Origin of the sequence: Ruegeria sp. HKCCD6119, assembly GCF_013110585.1 — a bacterium.
Classification (GTDB): Bacteria; Pseudomonadota; Alphaproteobacteria; order Rhodobacterales; family Rhodobacteraceae; genus Ruegeria.
The window spans coordinates 575,945-596,300 of record NZ_WVQV01000001.1; the positions used below are offsets into that span (position 1 = coordinate 575,945).

General features: G+C 59.7%; 23 protein-coding genes. 13 read left to right on the forward strand and 10 right to left on the reverse strand.

Annotated elements, in window-relative coordinates:
• Positions 1-129: 129 nt before the first annotated feature.
• Genes GS611_RS02940 through GS611_RS02950 form a run of 3 tightly spaced genes read right to left on the reverse strand, consistent with a single transcriptional unit; the run spans position 130 to position 3,453 of the window.
• Entirely contained in the window at positions 130-1,059 is a 930-nt protein-coding gene (locus GS611_RS02940; RefSeq protein ID WP_245223405.1) for a glycosyltransferase family 2 protein, read from the reverse strand.
• Positions 1,056-1,799 (reverse strand): hypothetical protein, encoded by a 744-nt coding sequence (locus tag GS611_RS02945; RefSeq protein ID WP_171632021.1) that lies wholly within the window; start codon positions 1,797-1,799, stop codon positions 1,056-1,058. Before GS611_RS02945 ends, GS611_RS02940 begins: the two co-directional genes overlap by 4 nt.
• A 49-nt stretch (positions 1,800-1,848) precedes the next feature.
• Positions 1,849-3,453, reverse strand: coding sequence for a peptide chain release factor 3 (locus GS611_RS02950; RefSeq protein WP_171633809.1), 1,605 nt, complete (start codon positions 3,451-3,453; stop codon positions 1,849-1,851).
• Between the two features lie 109 nt (positions 3,454-3,562).
• Between GS611_RS02950 and GS611_RS02955 the strand changes: the two genes are divergently transcribed.
• The 8 genes from GS611_RS02955 (at position 3,563) to GS611_RS02990 (ending at position 10,998) form a co-directional block, all read left to right on the forward strand.
• Positions 3,563-3,925: a nuclear transport factor 2 family protein gene (locus tag GS611_RS02955; protein WP_171632024.1), complete on the forward strand. Its 363-nt coding sequence runs from the start codon at positions 3,563-3,565 to the stop codon at positions 3,923-3,925.
• Between the two features lie 73 nt (positions 3,926-3,998).
• Entirely contained in the window at positions 3,999-4,778 is a 780-nt protein-coding gene (locus GS611_RS02960) for an SDR family oxidoreductase (protein ID WP_171633812.1), read from the forward strand.
• 2 nt (positions 4,779-4,780) lie between these two features.
• Complete coding sequence (locus tag GS611_RS02965) at positions 4,781-5,893, forward strand: hypothetical protein (RefSeq protein ID WP_171632026.1); 1,113 nt, start codon at positions 4,781-4,783, stop codon at positions 5,891-5,893.
• Positions 5,894-5,999: 106 nt separating this feature from the next.
• Entirely contained in the window at positions 6,000-7,049 is a 1,050-nt protein-coding gene (locus tag GS611_RS02970) for a methyltransferase domain-containing protein (RefSeq protein WP_171632029.1), read from the forward strand.
• 80 nt (positions 7,050-7,129) lie between these two features.
• A complete protein-coding gene (locus GS611_RS02975) occupies positions 7,130-8,224 on the forward strand; it encodes an ATP-binding cassette domain-containing protein (protein WP_171632032.1) in 1,095 nt (364 codons plus the stop codon).
• Positions 8,225-8,338: 114 nt separating this feature from the next.
• Positions 8,339-9,121: a 5'/3'-nucleotidase SurE gene (gene surE / locus GS611_RS02980; RefSeq protein WP_171632035.1), complete on the forward strand. Its 783-nt coding sequence runs from the start codon at positions 8,339-8,341 to the stop codon at positions 9,119-9,121.
• On the forward strand, positions 9,118-9,768 hold the full coding sequence (locus tag GS611_RS02985; protein ID WP_152458180.1) for a protein-L-isoaspartate(D-aspartate) O-methyltransferase: 651 nt from the start codon (positions 9,118-9,120) through the stop codon (positions 9,766-9,768). The genes surE and GS611_RS02985 overlap by 4 nt, the downstream gene beginning before the upstream one ends.
• A gap of 63 nt (positions 9,769-9,831) precedes the next feature.
• Complete coding sequence (locus tag GS611_RS02990) at positions 9,832-10,998, forward strand: M23 family metallopeptidase (RefSeq protein WP_171632038.1); 1,167 nt, start codon at positions 9,832-9,834, stop codon at positions 10,996-10,998.
• A gap of 58 nt (positions 10,999-11,056) precedes the next feature.
• Here GS611_RS02990 and GS611_RS02995 read toward each other — a convergent pair whose 3' ends face one another.
• Both GS611_RS02995 and GS611_RS03000 read right to left on the reverse strand, forming a co-directional pair.
• On the reverse strand, positions 11,057-11,728 hold the full coding sequence (locus GS611_RS02995; RefSeq protein WP_171228194.1) for a YafY family protein: 672 nt from the start codon (positions 11,726-11,728) through the stop codon (positions 11,057-11,059).
• A 21-nt stretch (positions 11,729-11,749) separates the two neighbouring features.
• Positions 11,750-12,055, reverse strand: a complete 306-nt coding sequence (locus tag GS611_RS03000) for a hypothetical protein (protein ID WP_171231525.1) — start codon at positions 12,053-12,055, stop codon at positions 11,750-11,752.
• Positions 12,056-12,277: 222 nt separating this feature from the next.
• Here GS611_RS03000 and GS611_RS03005 point away from each other — a divergent pair, with 222 nt between their 5' ends.
• The 4 genes from GS611_RS03005 (at position 12,278) to GS611_RS03020 (ending at position 14,795) form a co-directional block, all read left to right on the forward strand.
• Positions 12,278-12,493 carry a twin-arginine translocase TatA/TatE family subunit gene (locus GS611_RS03005; protein ID WP_152458176.1) on the forward strand — a complete coding sequence of 72 codons (216 nt, stop codon included), beginning with the start codon at positions 12,278-12,280 and terminating at the stop codon, positions 12,491-12,493.
• Positions 12,494-12,499: 6 nt separating this feature from the next.
• Entirely contained in the window at positions 12,500-12,958 is a 459-nt protein-coding gene (gene tatB, locus GS611_RS03010; protein WP_152458175.1) for a Sec-independent protein translocase protein TatB, read from the forward strand.
• Positions 12,955-13,836 carry a twin-arginine translocase subunit TatC gene (tatC, locus tag GS611_RS03015; protein WP_171362748.1) on the forward strand — a complete coding sequence of 294 codons (882 nt, stop codon included), beginning with the start codon at positions 12,955-12,957 and terminating at the stop codon, positions 13,834-13,836. The genes tatB and tatC overlap by 4 nt, the downstream gene beginning before the upstream one ends.
• A gap of 116 nt (positions 13,837-13,952) precedes the next feature.
• The gene (locus GS611_RS03020; protein WP_171632043.1) at positions 13,953-14,795 is read left to right on the forward strand and encodes an ATP-binding protein; all 843 of its coding nucleotides are present in this window, start codon (positions 13,953-13,955) and stop codon (positions 14,793-14,795) included.
• Positions 14,796-14,855: 60 nt separating this feature from the next.
• Here the strand turns inward: GS611_RS03020 and GS611_RS03025 are convergent, their stop codons facing one another.
• Positions 14,856-15,500, reverse strand: coding sequence for an SDR family oxidoreductase (locus GS611_RS03025; RefSeq protein WP_171632046.1), 645 nt, complete (start codon positions 15,498-15,500; stop codon positions 14,856-14,858).
• Between the two features lie 42 nt (positions 15,501-15,542).
• A complete protein-coding gene (locus GS611_RS03030) occupies positions 15,543-15,791 on the reverse strand; it encodes a hypothetical protein (protein ID WP_152458171.1) in 249 nt (82 codons plus the stop codon).
• On the opposite strand from GS611_RS03030, the gene GS611_RS03035 reads away from it, so the two are divergent.
• Positions 15,790-16,065, forward strand: coding sequence for a hypothetical protein (locus GS611_RS03035; protein ID WP_171632049.1), 276 nt, complete (start codon positions 15,790-15,792; stop codon positions 16,063-16,065). The two genes, GS611_RS03030 and GS611_RS03035, sit on opposite strands and share 2 nt — an antisense overlap.
• Positions 16,066-16,089: 24 nt before the next feature.
• Here GS611_RS03035 and purF read toward each other — a convergent pair whose 3' ends face one another.
• The 3 genes from purF to radA form a co-directional block, all read right to left on the reverse strand.
• Positions 16,090-17,613 (reverse strand): amidophosphoribosyltransferase, encoded by a 1,524-nt coding sequence (gene purF, locus GS611_RS03040; protein ID WP_171632051.1) that lies wholly within the window; start codon positions 17,611-17,613, stop codon positions 16,090-16,092.
• Between the two features lie 642 nt (positions 17,614-18,255).
• The gene (locus GS611_RS03045; protein ID WP_171632054.1) at positions 18,256-18,849 is read right to left on the reverse strand and encodes a CvpA family protein; all 594 of its coding nucleotides are present in this window, start codon (positions 18,847-18,849) and stop codon (positions 18,256-18,258) included.
• 40 nt (positions 18,850-18,889) lie between these two features.
• A complete protein-coding gene (gene radA, locus GS611_RS03050) occupies positions 18,890-20,254 on the reverse strand; it encodes a DNA repair protein RadA (RefSeq protein ID WP_152458168.1) in 1,365 nt (454 codons plus the stop codon).
• Positions 20,255-20,356 lie beyond the last annotated feature (102 nt).

Sequence of the window (20,356 nt, forward strand, 5' to 3'; positions counted from 1 at the left end):
CCCGGATGGCCATGCGCGTAATGCGACATTTCGGCTTGTACGCGGACATAACAAAATCGTTGATCGGGGTCAAATGAAGAGAATTTCACCTGTCCCTGCCTGTTGTCTGCGGTGAATTTCAGCAACAATTCAGCAACTTCCGGGAAAGTGTTTCTGTAGTTTTTCGTCCAGGTTCAAAGGGCGGTGGCGCAGCAGGCCGTGGCGTTCCAGGTTGGCGCGCACCTCTGCGTCCGCGCCGCTCATTTCATTGTAGAACGCGCGCAGCCCGTCCATGCCCTGTTCGGCCTCGATCCAGTTGAGCAGTTCATTCTTGTTCAGCCCGCCCTGTTCGCGCGGAACATTCGGAGCCATGCCGGCCTGATACGAGCCACGATCCATGCGGAACTGGTAATGTGCTATCCAGTGGTTCCAGTCCGGCGCATGACGATGGCACAGATCGATCTGGGCAAGCTCGAATTTGCAGGGCAGCAGCACCTTGTTCTGAAACAGGTTGTGGATGCGGATGCTTAGGTTTTTCAAGCCGGTGCGCACGAACAGCTTTCCCTGAACGTGACTCAGGAAACCGCCCATGACGAAGGCGCCGTAATTCGGGTAAATGGTCTCGACCAGCGCTTCGCGGTTCGGGCCACGCGGGATATGAGCTTTGTACAGGTCATCGCCCCCGGCCAAGGCCTCCAACGGGCGGACACGCACCGCGGGAACCGTGTCTGGAACATCGCGCAGAACATCAGAAATGGGGGCCGCCGGCCAAAGAAACTCATCCACATCGATATGTGTCAACCAATCCAGCCGGGTGTTTCGATAGGCAAAAGTGGCGTGAACCGACTGGCGCACCTGATGCTTTTCCGGTCGTGCGCGCCCGCGTTTCTCCCAAAAGGCGTCATCACAGTTACGGACCCGGACCTTGGGATGCATTCTCAGAGCCCTGAACGTGCGGCGGTTGGGTTCGTCCATGTAGATATACATGAAATCCGCCCCCAGTTCGAGGTGATGGGCTACGAACCGAAGGACGTCTTCGGTTGGCCCCCGGACCATGGACACAATGCCCCAGGTGGTCATTTGTGCGGTGCGCGGGCGTCGCGCATGCGTTTCAGGCGTCGAAAAATTCCACCTGGGTCCTTGTTCAATTGGATCATCAGGTGATCCACCAGCGGCGCAATCGTGGGATCATTCATCGCCCTGGTCCAGATCGGAGCGATGAGATTGACGTCAAGCCCGCCTTTTTCAAAGGAAAAGCCTTTCATCTGATAGGGCAGCGGGACGTGGTTCCTGTCCTTGAACTGAAACGGCGTTTCCGGGGCCAGCCCCGAGAAGAGCCGCTCGAACTCATACAGCTTCATCATGCTGAAGAACACGCGCAAGGCATGTCCGACCTCGCGCTGTGTCGGCGTTTGACCGTGATCCGCAAAAGTCTGAACAGACGACACCAGCCAACGCAGGTCGAGGGCGGAAAGAAGATGGTCGGATTGTTCGTCCCACAGCCGGCAGAAAAGCGCAGGGGCCTGACGCGGAAAGGAGCGTTTTCTGAGGTTCGAGATCAGCTGGGCGTTCAGGAAGGCAAGCTCTGACTTTCCGACGAATTCCCGCGCGATCTGAACGCGTTTTCGATCCCAGTTGGTGCTGCGCCCGGGCGGCAATTCGGTGGCGGTGTTGGGCACGGTGAGCTTGGCCAGTTCTTCCAGATTGACGTCAAGCTCGGGCAGGGTCAGGGTGCCGAACTGAAACGGGCTGCGCCGGTTCTCATAGCTGTCCAGCATGTCGGGCAGGCCACCGGAATAGGTCAGTTTGTCGTCACTCATGCGCGCAGGATTGCACAGCCAAACCTGCCTGTGCAATCAGACAGTTGCCTCAGGTCATCATCTCTTTTGTCCCGGTCAGGTTCAGCGCGGGATAGTCACGGACCACCCGATCGATATCCCATTGCAGGCGGGTCAGATAGACGATGTCGCCGTCATGATCATGCGCGATGTGCTGCTTGTTGGCGTTGACGAACTTTTCGACCTCGGCCTTGTCACCACTTACCCAGCGGGCCGAGGTGAACTGCGATGCTTCGAACCGTACCGGCAGGCCATATTCCATCTCGATCCGGCTGGCGAGCACTTCGAACTGCAACGCGCCCACGACCCCCACTATAAAGCCCGAGCCGATCGAAGGCTTGAACACCTTGGCCGCACCTTCCTCGGCGAATTGCATCAGGGCTTTTTCCAGATGCTTGGCTTTCATCGGGTCGCCCGCGCGGACGCCTTGCAGAAGCTCCGGCGCGAACGACGGAATGCCGGTCACCCGCAGCGCTTCGCCTTCGGTCAGCGTGTCACCGATGCGCAGCTGCCCGTGGTTGGGAATGCCGATGATGTCACCGGCCCAGGCCTCTTCCGCCAACTCGCGGTCAGAGGCCAGGAACAATACGGGGTTCGAGATCGCCATCGGTTTCTTACTGCGCACATGGGTCAGCTTCATGCCGCGCTTGAAGTGGCCGCTGGCCATGCGGACAAAGGCCACCCGGTCGCGGTGCTTGGGGTCCATGTTGGCCTGAACCTTGAAGACAAAGCCTGCAACTTTCTTTTCATCTGGGGAAATCTGGCGGGGTTCAGCGGATTGAACCTGTGGCTGCGGGCCATAGGCGCCGATGCCTTCCATCAGTTCCTTGACGCCGAACGAGTTGATGGCTGAGCCGAACCAGATCGGGGTCATGTGGCCTTCCAGAACGGCCTGCGGGTCAAGCGCGGGCAGCAGTTCGCGCGCCATCTCGACCTCTTCCAGCAGTTTGTCCAGCAGATGCTCGGGGACGTGTTCGGCCAGTTTGGGGTCGTCCAGCCCGTTGATCTCGATGCTTTCGGCCACCTTGTTGCGGTCGGCGCGGTCCATCAGTTCCAGCCGGTCGCGCAGCATGTCATAGCAGCCGATGAAGTCGCGCCCCACGCCGATGGGCCAGGCGGCGGGCGTGACGTCGATGGCCAACATTTCCTGAATTTCGTCGATGATCTCGAACGTGTCGCGGCTTTCGCGGTCCATCTTGTTACAGAAGGTCAGAATCGGCAGATCGCGCAGGCGGCAGACCTCGAACAGTTTCTGCGTCTGGCTTTCCACACCTTTCGCGCCGTCGATCACCATGACGGCCGCGTCCACGGCTGTCAGCGTGCGATAGGTGTCTTCCGAGAAATCGCTGTGGCCGGGTGTATCCACCAGGTTGAACCGGAAGTTCCCATAGTCGAACGACATCGCTGAGGCCGAGACCGAGATGCCGCGATCCTTTTCCATCTGCATGAAGTCCGACCGGGTCCGCCGCGCCTCGCCCTTGGCACGCACCTGACCGGCCATCTGGATCGCGCCCCCGTACAGCAGGAACTTTTCCGTCAGCGTAGTCTTTCCCGCATCCGGGTGCGAGATGATGGCGAATGTCCGGCGCCGGGCGATCTCGGGCGGCAGGGTGGGTTGGTTCGAGGTATCAAGCATGAGCGCGCGTATATGCGGGGAATCCTGCCGAAGCAAGACAAAGGGTCTGGTACGAATCATGGGTCTGTGGCAAAAAGAACATATAGTGAACAAATGATGGAGTGGATCAATGAATTTGAAAGAGATTGCCGATGAACTCGTGGCTGGTTGCCGGGAAGACCGGGCCAAAGAAAACCTGTCCAAGCTGTATACGCCGGATGCGGTGTCGGTCGAAGGGCAGGATTTTCAGGGAATGGGTCGGGAAACCAAAGGAATCGACGCCATCCGTGGCAAGCATGAGTGGTGGGAAAGCGCGCATGAAGTGTCTGGTGCGTCTGTCAGCGATCCGCTTCCTCATGGCGACGACCGTTTTGCCGTGATTTTCGAAGTGCAGGGTACCGTGAAGGAAACCGGCGAAGCGTTCGATATGCGCGAAGTGGGTGTTTATCACGTCGCCGACGGCAAGATCATCCGGGAAGAGTTCTTCTATTGATCGATGATCCGTTTCTGGTCTTCCCTGTCTGGCCGGTGCTAGACATGCGGCGATGACTGACAGGGAGGATCCGATGGATCTGGGAATTCAAGGAAAACGCGCGCTGGTCTGTGCCAGCAGCAAAGGATTGGGTCTTGGCTGCGCCGAGGCGCTTGCCGCGGCTGGCGTGAATCTGGTGATGAATGCACGCGGCCCCGAGGTGTTGGAGGCTGAAGCCGCACGCCTGCGGTCAGAGCACGGCGTTGAGGTGCAGACCGTGGCCTGCGACGTGACCACGCCCGACGGTCAGGCGCAGGTGATCGAGGCCGCGCAGGGCGTTGATATACTTGTGACAAATGCCGGCGGACCGCCGCCCGGATCGTGGTCGGACTGGGAGCGTGATGATTTCATCAAGGCGCTGGATGCCAACATGTTGACGCCGATTGCATTTATGAAGGCCCTGCTTCCCGGAATGATGGAAAAGGGGTGGGGCCGGGTGGTGAATATCACCTCGCAATCCGTGCGTGCGCCAATTGCGGTTCTGGGCCTGTCAAACGCGGCGCGTACAGGTCTGACGGGCTATGTGGCCGGAACCTCGCGTCAGGTGGCGCCACACGGGGTGATCATCAACAACCTGCTTCCGGGCATCCATGCCACGGACCGAGCGGATTCTCTGGACAGCGGTGTGGCGGCGCAACAGGGTATTTCAATTGACGAAGCGCGTTCCAACCGAGCGGCGACGATCCCGGTCAGGCGCTATGGTTCGCGGCAGGAGTTTGGTGCGACCTGCGCGTTTCTGTGTTCGCAACATGCGGGCTTCATCGTTGGCCAGAATATCCTGCTGGACGGCGGTGCGACCAACCTGACGATGTGATCATGGCGCAGGGGTTTTCGTTGAAAGATCAGTTGTTCAACGCTGAGAAAGTCCGCTTTCTCAGCGACTTGTTCTTGGATGCTGAACCGGGCTTCGACGCCTCTGCGTTTCAGGCACAGGTCATGTCGCGCCTGCCTGAACTGGAACTGAAACAGCGTATGAGCTGGATCGCGACATGCCTGCAACAGGCCGTGCCGGGCGACTTGCCGACAGTCGCCCCGGTGATTTTACGGTCTTTGCCGCCTCCGCTGGACCCTGCCAGATCGGATGATGATTTTGGCGATTTCATTTTCGCGCCGCTGGGAGACTGGGTCGCGGCCATCGGGCTGGATCACGTCGATCTGTCTCTGGATGTGTTGGAGGAGCTGACGCAGCGGTTTTCGATGGAATGGGCCATTCGGCCTTTCCTGAACCATGCCCCAGACAGGGTGCTTGGGCGGATGCAGGACTGGTGTACCCACGGCAGCTATCACGTGCGCCGATTGGTCAGCGAGGGAACGCGGCCCCGTCTGCCATGGGGGCAGGGCATCGGTCTGGGTCTGACGGACCCGTTGCCGCTGTTGGACAGGTTGCACGGCGATCCGACCCGGTATGTGACGCGGTCGGTGGCCAACCATTTGAATGATATCACCAAGAAAGACCCGAGCCTGGTGCTGGGGCGTCTGGACAAGTGGCGCACCGAGGCGCGACAGACTGCGGCAGAGCTGGAGTGGATGACCTCTCATACGCTGCGCGGATTGGTCAAGGCCGGGCACCCTGAGGCGATGAAGATGCTGGGATATGACCCTGATGCGGATATCGCCGTGACAATTGATCTGAGTTCCGAGGCCCGTATCGGCGAAGCGCTGGAGTTTTCCGTTGATCTGACCGGGGCAGGGAAACAACCGGTTCTGGTGGATTATATTATTTATTTTCATCGCCCTGCGGGAAAAACATCACCCAAGGTGTACAAGTTGAAACAGGCGGCTTTGAACAACGGCAGGCTCACGTTGGCCAAGCGTCACAGGCTGAAGGGTGATGCCTCTACCTTCAGGCTGATCCCCGGCGCGCATCGGCTTGAGGTTCAGGTGAACGGCGTTGTCCGTGCCGGTGTGGACTTTGAGTTGCTGGAGTAGTTGGGTGCAGGAACACTCACGCTTTCGTCAGAACGACCGTGGCCGGATTGCGAATGCAAGGCCACTGCACTAGCTGCGTACAGGCTAGCATGACGGGGAAGCAGCGATGAAACACGATTCGGTACGGAATTATTATGGTGAAGTTCTGCAAAGCAGTGCGGACTTGCAGACCAACGCCTGTTGCACGCCGGACGACATGCCGGATCATCTCAAGCGGATAGTGTCCAGGATTCATGACGATGTGCTGACCCGATATTACGGGTGCGGTCTGATCGCGCCTCTGGATCTCGAGGGCATGTCGATCCTCGATCTTGGCTGTGGGGCGGGGCGCGACGTCTATGCGCTGTCTGCCATGGTTGGTGAAAAGGGCCGGGTCGTCGGTGTGGACATGACGCCCGAACAACTGGACGTTGCCCGCGCGCATCAGGACTATCACGTCCAAGCCTTTGGGCACGCCAAAAGCAATGTGGAATTCCATCACGGCTATATCGAGACGCTGGAGGAACTGGATCTGGAACCCGGATCGTTCGACATCATCGTCTCGAACTGCGTCATCAACCTGGCGACCGACAAGGATGCCGTGCTGCGCGGCGCGCATCGGTTGCTGAAAGAAGGCGGCGAGATGTATTTCTCGGACGTCTATGCCGACCGCCGTGTCCCGCACGCGATGGCCGCGGATGAGGTTCTGTATGGCGAATGTCTGTCGGGTGCATTGTACTGGAATGACTTTCTGTCGATGGCGCGCAAGGCAGGTTTCGGTGATCCGCGCCGGGTGACGCACCGCCCGCTGACCATCGAGAATCCTGCGCTGGAGGATCGTGTTGCCCCGCTCAGATTCCTGTCGGCGACCTACCGTCTGTTCAAGCTGCCGGAGCTGGAACCGGCCTGCGAGGATTACGGCCAGGCGGTGGTCTACAAAGGCACCGTTCCCAACGCGCCGCATGCGTTTGTTCTGGACGATCACCATGTCATCGAAGCCGGCAAGGTCTTTCCGGTCTGCGGCAATACCTGGATGATGCTGCGGGACACGCGGTTTGCCCGCCATTTCGACTTTATCGGCGATTTTTCCACCCATTTCGGCATTTTCGAAGGCTGCGGCGGCGAAAGCCCGTTCGAGGCAACAGGCGAAACCGCATCATCCGGCGGTTGCTGCTGATCTCTTGCACCTGAAGGGCGGGGTTGCTATCCCCGCCCAAGCCCGATGGATTTGATCGGGAAAGGCAATGGGGGCCATCGGTGACAGGTAACGCAACTCCTCCGCGTCTGGAAATTCGCAACATTGTTCGCCGGTTCGAAGGGCGGGTCGTTGTGGATGACGTGTCTTTGACGGTGCAGGCCGGCAAGGTGACCTGTTTGCTGGGGCCGTCAGGTTGCGGGAAATCCACCACCCTGCGCATGATTGCCGGGGTCGAGATGCAGGACTCGGGCGAGATTTACGTCGATGGCAAACTGATCTGCGACACCGTGTTTCGGGTGCCCCCGGAACGGCGCGAGATCGGGTTGATGTTTCAGGACTTTGCGCTGTTTCCTCATCTGAGCGTGGCCAACAACGTGGCCTTTGGCCTGAAAGGCAGCAAGGACGAAAAACGAGCCCGGGTCGAAGAGCTTTTGCGCAAAGTGGACCTGATGCGGTTCATCGACGGGTTCCCACATCAGCTGTCTGGCGGCGAGCAACAACGTGTGGCCCTGGCCCGCGCTTTGGCGCCACGGCCCCGGATCATGCTGATGGACGAGCCCTTTTCGGGCCTCGACAACCGTCTGCGCGACGGTATTCGGGATGAGACGCTGTCCATTCTCAAGGAAGAGGATGCGGCCGTTCTGCTGGTCACGCATGAACCGGAAGAGGCGATGCGGATGGCGGATGAGATCGCGCTGATGCGGCGCGGCAAGATCGTCCAGCAGGGCGCGCCATACAATGTCTATACCCGGCCGGCGGACAAGGCTGCCGTGGCCTTTTTCAGTGATGTCAACGTGTTGCGGGCGCAGGTGAACGGAGCGCTGGCAGACACGCCGTTCGGCCAGTTTCTGGCACCGGGTATTCCGGATGGAACGGATGTCGAGATCGTATTTCGCCCCCAGCATGTCAAACTGGATTTCGACCGTAACGGCAAGGGCCCGCTGCCGACCGCAACTGATGGCGTTGCCGCGCGGGGCGTGGTCGAGCGCGCGCGTTTTCTGGGAAACGAAAGCCTGGTCGAGTTTCGCATGGACTACGACGGCTCGATTCTCAGGGCGACGGTCCCCAATGTCTTTGTGCCCAATCCGGGCCGTGTCATGTGGCTGACCATTCGTCGCGACAAATGTTTCGTTTTCCCCGAGGCGCAGAATTAACCTCGCGATTTCCGTGCAAGTGGTGCGCGAAAGCCTCAGATTGCAGGGTCGCGTCGCTTGCCGCATCGCGGGGCTGGGTCTATCAAGGGCCAAACGCGGGGGTAAGTCGGGCACATGCGTATTCTTCTGACCAATGATGACGGGATCAACGCTCCGGGCTTGATCACGCTGGAGGCGATCGCTGCCGAACTGGCAGGTCCGGATGGTGAGGTCTGGGTGGTCGCGCCCGCCTTTGAACAATCGGGTGTTGGGCATTGCATCAGCTATACCCATCCCACGATGATCGCCAAGTTGGGCGAACGGCGTTATGCGGCGGAAGGGTCGCCTGCGGATTGTGTGTTGGCGGGGCTGCATGACGTGATGTCAGACTGCCCGCCGGATCTGGTCCTGTCCGGCGTGAACCGGGGCAACAACTCGGCCGAGAACACGCTTTATTCGGGCACTATCGGCGGCGCGATGGAAGCGGCGCTGCAGGGGGTTCCTGCGATTGCTCTGTCACAGTATTTCGGCCCGCAAAATCTGGGGCTGGACGACCCGTTCGAGGCTGCCGCGCGGTTCGGGGCCGATCTGGTCCGGCGTATTCTGGATGCAACCCCGGTCGAGCAGGGCGATTACCGCCTGTTTTACAACGTGAACTTCCCCCCTGTTCCGGCAGATGAAGTGCGCGGTACGCGCGTTGCCGCGCAGGGATTCCGGCGCGACACGCATTTTACGGTCGAGCCGCACAGCTCGCCCTCGGGGCGGCGGTTCCTGTGGATCAAGGGTGGCTATCAGCATAACCCGACTGCGCCGGGTACGGATGCTGCGGTCAATCTGGAAGGCTATATCTCGGTTACACCGATGCGCGCCGACTTGACCGCATATGACATGCTGGAGGCATTGAAGGCGGTCGAATGAGCGGACTGGACCCGGAAACCGTGATGCAGTTCCTGTTTGCCCTGCGCAAACGGGGGGTCACGGATGCGCGCGTTCTGGAGGCAATGGAACAGGTTGATCGGGGCCGCTTTGTCACCGGCCTGTTCGCAGATCGCGCTTACGAGGACATGCCATTGCCGATCTCCTGCGGTCAGACGATCAGTCAGCCGTCGGTCGTTGGTCTCATGACGCAGGCGCTGGACGTTCGGCCGCGCGATACCGTGCTCGAGATCGGAACCGGGTCAGGTTACCAGGCCGCAATCCTGTCGAAACTGGCGCGCAGGGTCTATACGGTCGAACGCCATCGGCGGCTGGTCAGCGAGACAGGGAAGCTTTTTGCCGATCTGGGGCTTACGAATATCACGGCCATGTTGTCGGATGGATCCTTTGGCTTGCCGGAACAGGCTCCGTTTGATCGGATCATCGTGACGGCCGCAGCCGAAGACCCTCCGGGACCGCTCTTGGCGCAGCTGAAAATCGGGGGTATTATGGTATTACCCGTGGGTCAGTCGGACACGGTGCAGCAGTTGATCAAAGTAACGCGCACCGAGGCCGGCCTGGACTATGAAGAATTGACGTCAGTCCGTTTCGTGCCTCTGCTTGAGGGGCTTGGCAAGGACGAGGCGTAACAGGCTTGATAAATTTGGTCGCCGGAACCCCGGACAACAGGGGCGGGCGTTGAGGACAGTATTATGAGTGCAGTATCCAAATCAGCTATGCGTCGCTGCGCGACCGGAGTGGCCGCTCTGGCCATTCTGGCCGGGTGTGAGGGGCCACTGGATTACGACCTGCGCGGTCAGGTCGGCGGATTTTCGACCACTGATGCAGTGCAGTCGGCAACAACGTCGCGCCCGTCGCCCGACAGCCGGGGGGTGATAACCTATCCGAACTACCAGGTTGTCGTGGCCCGACGCGGCGACACGGTGCGCGATGTTGCCGCGCGTGTCGGCCTGCCCGAGGGTGAGCTGTCGCGGTTCAACGGCCTTCAGACAAGCGATACCCTGCGAGAGGGCGAAGTTCTGGCCTTGCCGCGTTCGGTAGGTGCAGGCAGTGGCGTAGATATCGCATCAGTTGCCGGAGCCGCCATTGATCAGGCCCCTGAAACGGGGGGCGTCCGGACGACGACGCTGGAGCCCGCCAAGCCAGCCACGGCGCCCGTCGCAAGCGGGCCGGAACCTCTCCGCCACAAGGTCAAGCGCGGCGAAACGGCGTACACAATTTCGCGCCTCTATCAGGTTCCGGTGGAATCGCTGGCGGAATGGAACGGCCTGGGGTCCGACTTCACCGTGCGTGAAGGTCAGTTTCTGTTGATCCCGGTCAAGAACCAATCCGCGCCACGTCAAAGCGCTGCTGCAACGGCACCGGTTGCGGCCACCGAGGTAACGGAGCCGGGGCAGGGGTCGCCGACGCCGACGCCTCCAAGTGCCACGCAGCCCTTGCCCGACGAAAAGGTCGCGCCGCGCGCTGAAGCCCCTGATGTGACGGCCGAAGCCCCGACAAACACGCGATCTACGGCCCTGTCCCTGCCGGTCAGCGGCACCATCATCCGCGGCTATAAAAAGGGCAAGAACGAAGGTATCGACATCGCTGCGGCCCCCGGCACAGCCGTCACCGCGGCTGAGGCCGGAACCGTAGCGGCGATTACCGCGGACGCGGATCAGGTTCCGATCATCGTGGTCAAACACAAAAACGATCTGCTGACGGTCTATGCCAATGTTGATGGCATCACCGTCAAGAAAGGGGATCGTGTACGCCGTGGACAAAAGCTGGCGCAGTTGAGGGGCGGAGACGATGCCTATGTGCATTTCGAGGTGCGCAAAGGGTTTGAATCAGTGGATCCAGATCCCTACCTGAAATGATACATCGCTCGTTTCGGGCTGTGCCTCTGCCCGAAACACTTCTGAATACGGCTGCCTGTCAGGCGTTTGGGTGGTAGTCGCTCAGGCGTTTTCCTGGCTCGTCTGCGAAGATCTCTGGCAGCGGCGAGACGGATTCGATCAGGTCGATACGGAAGACACGGAAACCGTTTCGCAATTCGCACCATGCGGTAAGTGTCCAGACCCGTCCCCAGTATTCCATATGCAAGGGACGGATTGTGCGTTCAGTCAGAACGCCGTCAATGCGGCGGTAGGACAGCCGAAGCTTTTGGCGTGATTTGATGGCGGCGCGGATCGGAGCCATATGTGCAAGCCCGCGGGCTGCATCTGCAAAAGGGTAGACCGCGAATTTCCAGCTATCGGCTTCGGCCACAACCTGTGTGGGCAGGACGGCATCGATCTTGTCTGCCAGAGAGTTCGCGGCGGCTTTCAGGTCTGGATCTGCGGCTTCGGCCACGATCGCCATGCCGAGGTTCAGGGCCTCAAGCTCGGCCGGGGTCAGATTCAGCGGCGGCAGGGTGATCTGCTCGCGCACCATGTAACCCACACCCCGCTCTCCTTCGACAGGAACACCCGAGGCGACCAGCGTGTCCATGTCGCGATAGATGGTACGGACCGACACCTCGAGCCGGTCCGCGATGTCCTGCGCGCGGTGCAGTTTTCCGTCGCGCAGGATCTGGATGATATCGAACAGGCGGTCAGTTCGGCGCATGACACGCCGTCCGGACCGCGCCTAGGCAGTCATGTTCCATAAAACAGCCTCATGGCGCATCTGAACGCTTTCAGGGTTGATGGCCGCCATCATGCCTGCTGCACATTCCTGTTGCGGGAACTGTGCCGCAGCGTCCTGCGCGGCCTTCATGTCCGTCCAGACGACATAGTCGGTCCAGCGACCGTCTGCGCCTTGGCTGAGCTGTCGATGGGCAAAGCCAGGTGCGCTGCGAACAAAGGCTTCGGATGCCTTGCTGAGCTTTACAAACTCTTCAGGGGTGGTGCCGTTGGCAAGAGTGAAGGTGACGATTTCAGCAACATGGGTCATGTGAGTCTCCGTTGACCAGGTTTCGATGCCATCGTTCTAGCCACTTCCAACTGACATAAACCTGTCAGTTGGAAAATGCGAGCCCATAGTTTTTTGCAGATGAGGTCAATTTTCGCCCTCAATCTGTGCCGGATCCCTTTTGGGACAGGGCCTGGGGGCGTAAACACGGACCCAGTTCATATTTCCGGCGCATAAGGGCGCCGATGAAAAAGGAGAAATGAGATGCTGAACAATATTGGCCTTCCCGGTCTTCTGCTGATCGCCGTTGTGGTTCTGGTTCTGTTTGGTCGCGGCAAGATCAGCTCGCTGATGGGTGAAGTCGGCAAAGGCATCACCGCATTCAAGAAGGGTGTGAAGGACGGTTCGGAAGAACTGGAACAGGACGCGTCGGAACTGGCCAAGGACGTGACGCCTGAAACCGAGAAAGACAAGGCGTAAGCGCAGATGTTTGATCTGGGCTGGACCGAACTTCTGGTCATCGGCATTGTCGCCCTGATCGTTGTCGGGCCGAAGGACCTGCCGGTTTTGTTCCGCAATGTCGGGCGGTTTGTCGGCAAGGCCCGTGGCATGGCACGCGAATTCAGCAGCGCCATGAACGAGGCTGCCGATCAGGCCGGTGTGAACGAGATCAAGAAAGGTCTCAACGCCGCAGCGAATCCTGTTGGCTCGGCCATGGACGGCGTGAAACAAGCCGCGCAGGATATGGCAAAAAGCATGGATCCCACCAAGTTCGATCCTGACAGCGAAACCGGTAAACTGGCAGCCGAGCGAGCCGAACAGGCCAAGAAAATTCAGGCCTCAACGGCCCGCGCTGCCGCCGAGCGCAAGGCCAAGGAAGCTGCCGAGGCCCTGGCCAAGGCCGAAGAAGCCGAAGCGGCGCTGAAGACTGAAGGCGAAACATGACCAAGACCGACGAGATCGAAGATACCTCGGCCCCATTGATCGAGCACCTGGCCGAGCTGCGTACGCGGTTGATCCACTGCGTCGTGGCTTTTCTGGTCGGGATGATCATCTGCTTTACGGTGGCCACGCCGATCTTCAATTTTCTGACCAACCCTTTGTGTGAGGTCCTGACCGAGCGCGGACAGGATTGCGGCCTGATCTTCATCTCGCCGCAGGAAGGGTTCTTTGTCGCGATCAAGGTTTCGCTTTTGGGGGGCTTCATTCTGGCGTTTCCCTATATCGGGATGCAGATGTGGCGCTTTGTGGCTCCGGGCCTCTACAAGTCAGAGAAGAATGCGTTTCTGCCCTTCATGCTGGCTTCGCCCTTCATGTTCCTTCTGGGCGCCAGCTTTGCTTTCTATGTCGTCACGCCCCTGGCCTATGACTTCTTCCTTGGGTTCCAGCAATTCGGCGCTGAAGGCGAGGCCGTGGCCGATGGCGCGACGGCCGCGCCGCTGAGCGTGGTGTTTCAGGGTTCGGCACAGGAATACCTGAACCTGACGATCAAGTTCATCGTGGCCTTTGGGCTGTGCTTCCAATTGCCGGTTCTTCTGACCCTCATGGGCAAGGCAGGTCTGGTCAGCGCCGAGGGTCTGGGGGCCGTGCGCAAATATGCGGTGGTCGGCATTCTGGTGCTGGCGGCGATCGTGACGCCTCCTGACGTGATCACGCAGATTATCCTTTTTGTGGTGGTTTATGGCCTTTATGAGATTTCGATCTTCCTGGTGGCCCGGGTTGAAAGGAAGCGGGAAGAGCAGTTGCGGGCTGAAGGTTACTACGACGATGAAGAAGCCGAAGCGGACGAAGATCTGATGCGGGAATTCGAAGACGACAAGTAACCTGCTGAAACAACAGCCGAGGCGCGCCCCGTTCGGGCGCGCCTTTTTCGTTCGCGGGCCTTGTTGCGCCAATCAGAACATGCTTTGAACCGATCCGTATCTGACCGGAGAAGCCGATGGACGACCAAGCCCTGAACCGTATTGCTGCCGCGTTGGAGCGCATGGCGCCGGCGCCTTTGGCCACACCGGATTTCAATGCGGCCCCGGCCTTTGTCTGGCATGTGGAACCGGAACGCCTGGAACCGGTCGAACAGATCAATCGCGTCGATCTGGATCTGCTGGTCGGCATAAATCGGTCGCGCGACACGTTACTTGACAACACCCGCCGCTTCGCGGCCGGCTACAAGGCAAACAATGCACTGTTGTGGGGCGCGCGCGGGATGGGCAAATCCAGCCTCGTAAAGGCCGTCCACGGCACGCTGAACGCAGATCATCCTGACCTGAAGCTTGTGGAACTACAGCGCGAGGATATGGCCTCGGTCGCGCGTCTGCTGAACCACCTGCGCGCGGCGCCTTATCGGTTCATCCTGTTTTGCGACGACCTTTCGTTCAGTCACGATGACCAGCATTACAAATCGCTCAAGGCCGTTCTGGATGGCGGTATCGAAGGTCGCCCGGAAAACGTGGTGTTCTACGCGACCTCGAACCGCCGTCACCTGATGCCGCGGGACATGATTGAAAATGAACGTTCCAGCGCCATCAACCCGTCAGAGGCGGTCGAGGAAAAGGTATCACTGTCCGACCGCTTCGGTCTGTGGCTGGGATTCCACCCCTGCGATCAGGACGAATATCTTGCCATGATCGACCGCTATTGTGCCGCCTATGGCGTTTCGGTCGATGCCGAAATCCTGCGCGCCGAAGCAATTGAATGGCAGGCCACGCGCGGATCGCGTTCAGGCCGTGTCGCGTGGCAGTTCTTCGTCGATCTGGCCGGGCGGAACGGCGTTCATATCGCCTGATTCCAGCTTCATCTGGCTAAAAATATCCCCGCCGGAGGCATGGCCCGTCAGGGCCATTTCCTAAAGCAGCGCCAGGATCCGCGCAGCTTCATCTGCGGTGCTCGTCAGTGCATCGCGATCTTCGCCCGGGTGGAACCGGGCACGCACGGCGGTCGGCATCGGTGCTGGTTCCACGATCGAAACGCGCGGACCGGTTCGTTCGGTCTCGGCCGCCCAACTGCGGGCCAGCGCCATTTGCGCGGCCTTGGTGGCACCATAGATGCCATAGAACTTGTGACCGGCTTTCGGGTCATCGAAAAACACCGCGTGGCCGTTTTCACCCAGCAGCGGCGCGACATATGGGATCAGGACCGAGGTTGCGTTTGCATTCGTGTTGACTGCCTTGGTCCATTCCTTGGGGTCAACGAAATGTACCGGTGTCAGCGCCGAAGTGTGAATGGCCGTATGCAGCCACAAATCCACCTTGCCCCAACGGTCATGGATCCCGCGACACAGGGTTGCCATCGCGTTCGGATCAGTGATGTCCATCGGTGCCAGCGTGGCAGAGCCACCCTTGGCCTTGATGCGATCGTCCAGTTCTTCCAGCCCGCCAGTGGTCCGGGCGACGGCGACAATGTGGTATTCGGGCGCCAGCGCTTCGGCCAGGGCAGCGCCCAGCCCGCGCGAGGCCCCGGTTATCAGGGCGATTTTGGTCGTATCGGTCATGCCTGCGGTTTGAACCCCCGCGCGCGGGGCGTCAAGATGTGATCAGCCGCCGGGGATGGCGATACGCCGGGTCTGGCCGCTTTGTCGCAGCATTATGCCATGCTCATCAATCGCGATAACTGTGCCCGAGGCAACGCGGCTTCCGGGTTTTACTTCTTTCACGCGGCCTGATGACAGGCGCATCAGGGCGCGCATATCCGCTTTCGGCCCGAATACGCCCAGAACCGAGACGGAATTCTTCTTCAGCGCGCCCCGCTGTGTGGCCGCGCTTTGGACTTTGGCGTTTGACATGATCCGCGGACCGGGCCGTGGCCCGGACCCCTTTTTGAGTGAGTGGTCGCGGCCAGATAGCAAAACGCTCAAGCGAACAAAAGCGCTGCACGGACAGGTGTCATCACGATTTGGCGCCCTTGAAAAAAGCCCTTGTGATTGCGTGGAATTCGCCGACTGGTTGTGGCAGATTTCCACTCATTCACATCCCATGACAGCAATCAAGCCGGTCGACAGCTATCGGTTGGCCGGGATGTTCCGCCGTTTTGATTCGCTTCTCAGAACGGAAAACTGACTGTGTCAGTCCCGTTTCGTCCGCTCAGCCCGAGGCCAGTTTCGCCGCGTTCCAAGACTCGCCCGGAACCTGCATGTCGGCGCGCTTCTGGCTGACACGGCTGCTGTTCTCCAGATTGTCCAGATAACCTTCGCTGACGCTGCCCGTGATGTACTTGCCGTCAAAACAGGAACAGTCGAAGGCTTCGATCTCGGGATTGCCCTCCTTGGCGGCCCAGATCAGATCTTCCAGGTGCTGATAGAACAGGGCGTCGGCACCCAGTTCTTCGCGGATCTCTTCGATTTCCTTGCCGTTCGCGATCAGTTCGGCCTTGGTTGGCATGTCTATACCGTAGACATTGGGGTATTTCACCGGCGGCGAGGCGCTGGCGACATAGACCTTCTTGGCCCCGGCATCGCGGCACATCTGAACGATCTTCTTGATGGTGTTGCCCCGTACGATGGAATCGTCGATCAGCAGAACACTATGGCCGTCGAATTCCAGCGGCACGGCATTCAGCTTGCGGCGAACGGATTTCTGCCGCTCTGCCTGACCCGGCATGATGAACGTACGCCCGACATACCGGTTTTTCACCAGCCCTTCGCGATAGGGGATGCCGGTGATCTTTGCGGCTTCCAGGGCCACGGGGCGGGCGCTGTCGGGCACCGGGATGATCCGATCGATTTCCAGCCCCGAGTCCTGAATCTGTTTTGCCAGCGTCTGGCCCATGCGCATCTGCGTCTTGTAAACCGAAACACCGTCCAGCAAAGAATCCGGGCGCGCCAGGTAGACATACTCGAATATGCAGGGCGTCAGCTTTCCCTCGACCGCCTGAAACTCGTGCATGTTGCCGTCCAGATCGATCAGGATCGCCTCACCCGGGCGAAGATCACGCAGCTTTTGAAAGCCGTTGATGCCAAAGGCCACGTCTTCCGAGGCAAAGGCATAATCATCACCGTCTCCGTCCACTTCGCGTTTGGCGACCGAAAGTGGGCGAATACCAAACGGATCGCGGAAGGCCAACATACCGACACCCGCGACCAGACAGATCACGGAATAGGCGCCCTGAACGCGTTCCATCGTCATCTTCACACCGGCAAACAGATTGCGGATGGGTTCGCCGTTGCCATTCACCTTGATCGCGTCCGCCACTTTGTCGGCCAGCACGTTCAGAAGGATTTCAGAGTCTGACGTGGTGCGCAGGTGACGGCTGTATTTGCCGGTAACCTTTTCGCGCTGTTCGGCGGTGTTGGTGATGTTGCCGTTGTGAACCAGATAGATGCCGTAAGGGGCGTTCACGAAAAAGGGCTGCGCCTCGGCCGCGCTGAGGGACCCCGCCGTCGGATAGCGCACATGCCCCATGCCCACACGACCCAACAGGGTTTCTGCATCCTGGGCGTTGAACACATCCTTTACCAGACCGTTGGCCTTCTTTTCCCGGAAGAATTCGCCGTTGTAGGTCACGATCCCTGAGGCATCCTGACCCCGGTGCTGCAACATCAGCAGCCCGTCATAGATTTCGGCAAACACATCATGTGTCCGGCTTGCGATTCCCAAAATCCCACACATTTAAGGGGCTCCAACTTCTATGACGATTTGACCTGAGGGTTGACCGCCGTTCGGCATCGGATCCTCTGCAAGGCGCGTGCGGTCGGTTTGGTGGCAGGCGACAAAGACGCCAATAGGGCGACCATCACAACGACCAGCGCGCATTCGAACAGAAAGAACAAGATCGGTGGCTCCGATTCCGTGGCGGGTTGGCCTCCACATAATGCCTAATGGCGTGGCTGTCATCAAAGGATCACACTCACCTATTGCCGCAGGTCGGGATTTCGCGGATCGGGGCAGGGTCAGGAAGAAGATGACATGTGCAATCAAATGTGCTGTCATGCCAATTAATATGTGCAAAACAGGATGGGTGAAGCACGCAAAGGGCCGGAATGTGGCAACATAAACCTCAAAAGAAGCAGGACCGGATCAAACAACGGTGCCACAGGTGCCGGGGAATGGGCCGGGCGCCCTGTCAGATCTGCAACGGGGCGGGCGAAGTTGTCAAAAGCCGGGATATTCTTGGCAAACCGATCTCCAGCCGATGCGACGGGTGTTTTGGGCTGAAAACGATCCGCTGCACGGTCTGTGGCGGGGAAGGGTATGTTTGAATCGAAAAAGCCCGGACAGTGCCGGGCTTTCATTACGCAATGCACCCCATGATTACCCGTCAGTTGGTGCTGTGGTTTCGGGTTGTTCGTTTCCTGCCGTGCAGCTGGCGACCAGTTCTTCGTATTGTGCAGTCACCCAACCCAGAGCGGCTTCGGGGTTTTGCTCTTCAATCTGGCTGCTGAACTGCTCGAACACTTTGGCCGAGCGGCTTTCGTCCACGATTGTATAGGATTGGCCGGTCATGACCGTATCATAGACAAAGAAGGCGATTGCAACCAGCAGAATGCCGCGCGCGATGCCGAAGAACAGCCCCAGCGCCTGATCCAGACCGCCCAATGCCGAGCGCTGCACCAGCGATGAAAACAGCGGTGTGAAGATACTGACCACAATCAAAGCCACGGCAAAGACGGCTGCAAAGCCGGTGATCACCGACAGTTCACAACTGTCGCGCAGGAAATCTCCGACCACAGGGATTTCTTTGACCAGCGGCACAGCCTGTGGGGCAAAGATGAATGCCAGAACGGCCGCCGCGACCCAGCCTGCAATGGCCAGAACTTCGCGCATGAAGCCACGTGAGTAGGCCAGCAAGCCCGACAGCACGATGATCAGGGCGACGACCCCGTCAATTATAGTAAAACCTTCCATGGCCCTCGCCTGTTCTTTTTCTGCCCCTCGGGGCGCGACTTTAACCTGCTCCGAAGGTTTCGCCAACAAACCCCACCAAATCAGAGGGTCGGGTGAGTGTCAGACCTGCCACAGTGCCGGTTTTGCCACCAGCCGGAGCAATTGCCGCCGTGAAACCAAGTTTTTGCGCTTCTTTCAACCTGTTTTCGGTCTGTGGGGCCGGTCTAAGTGCCCCGGACAGCGAGATTTCTCCGAAAACGACCGTGTCGGCGGGCAATGCTGTGTCTTCTCGGGCACTGAGAAGGGCGGCAGCCACAGCCAGATCGGCGGCGGGTTCGCTGACTTTAAGACCTCCGGCAACGTTGAGATAGACGTCGAGCCCGGCAAAGGGAATGCCGCAGCGGGCCTCGAGCACCGCAAGGATCATTGCCAACCGCCCGCTGTCCCACCCAACAACGGTGCGGCGGGGCTGTGAGTGGGGCGAGGGTGCGACCAGAGCCTGCAATTCGACCAGCACGGGTCGGGTGCCTTCAATGCCCGCAAAAACAGCAGAGCCGGGGCTTGGCCTGCCACGTTCGGACAGGAACAGGGCCGAGGGGTTGGTCACTTGCGCCAGACCCTTGCCGGTCATTTCGAACACGCCGATTTCGTCCGCTGGTCCAAAACGGTTCTTGACCGCGCGCAGGATGCGGAACTGGTGGCCGCGCTCGCCCTCGAAATAAAGGACGGTATCAACCATGTGTTCGACCACGCGAGGGCCCGCGATCTGGCCTTCCTTGGTGACGTGGCCAACCATGATGATCGAAACACCGTGCCGTTTCGCAAACGTGGTCAGTTCATGGGCCGCGGCCCGGACTTGTGATACGGAACCGGGTGCGCTGTCGACATTGTCTGCCCACATCGTCTGAATCGAATCGATGATGGCCAGGCCTGGTTTTTCGGCTTCCAGCGTCGTGAGGATGTCGCGCAGGTTGGTTTCGGCGGCAAGTTGAACGGGGGCGTCCTCAAGCCCAAGACGGCGGGCGCGCATACGCACCTGTGCGCTGGCTTCTTCGCCCGAGACATAGATGGTTTTCACGCCCGCACGCGCGAAACGCGCTGCGGCTTGCAGCAGCAGGGTCGATTTCCCGATGCCGGGGTCTCCTCCCACCAACAGGGCGGAGGCCGGGACCAGCCCGCCGCCCAGAACACGGTCCAGCTCCTCGACCCCGCAGAGGGTGCGGGGCGGCGGTGTTTCCTCGGTGGACAAATCCGTGAGTGCGATGGACTGGCCGCGTTTGCCGCCGAGGGATTTTCTGGCCGGGCCAGTCGATATGGGTGCGTCCTGAACGATGGTGTTCCATTCGCCGCAACCGTCGCAGCGTCCGGACCATCGTGTATGCGTCGCACCGCAGGCCGAGCAGGAGAAGGATGTCGTCTTTGCCATGACGCACTTGGTGCCCGAGCTTGGGCGGTTCTTCAAGCCCTTACGGGCTTTCCTCATGGCCGATGGCGCGCTGCGGTCTCAGGCCCAGATGGGCCATCGCCC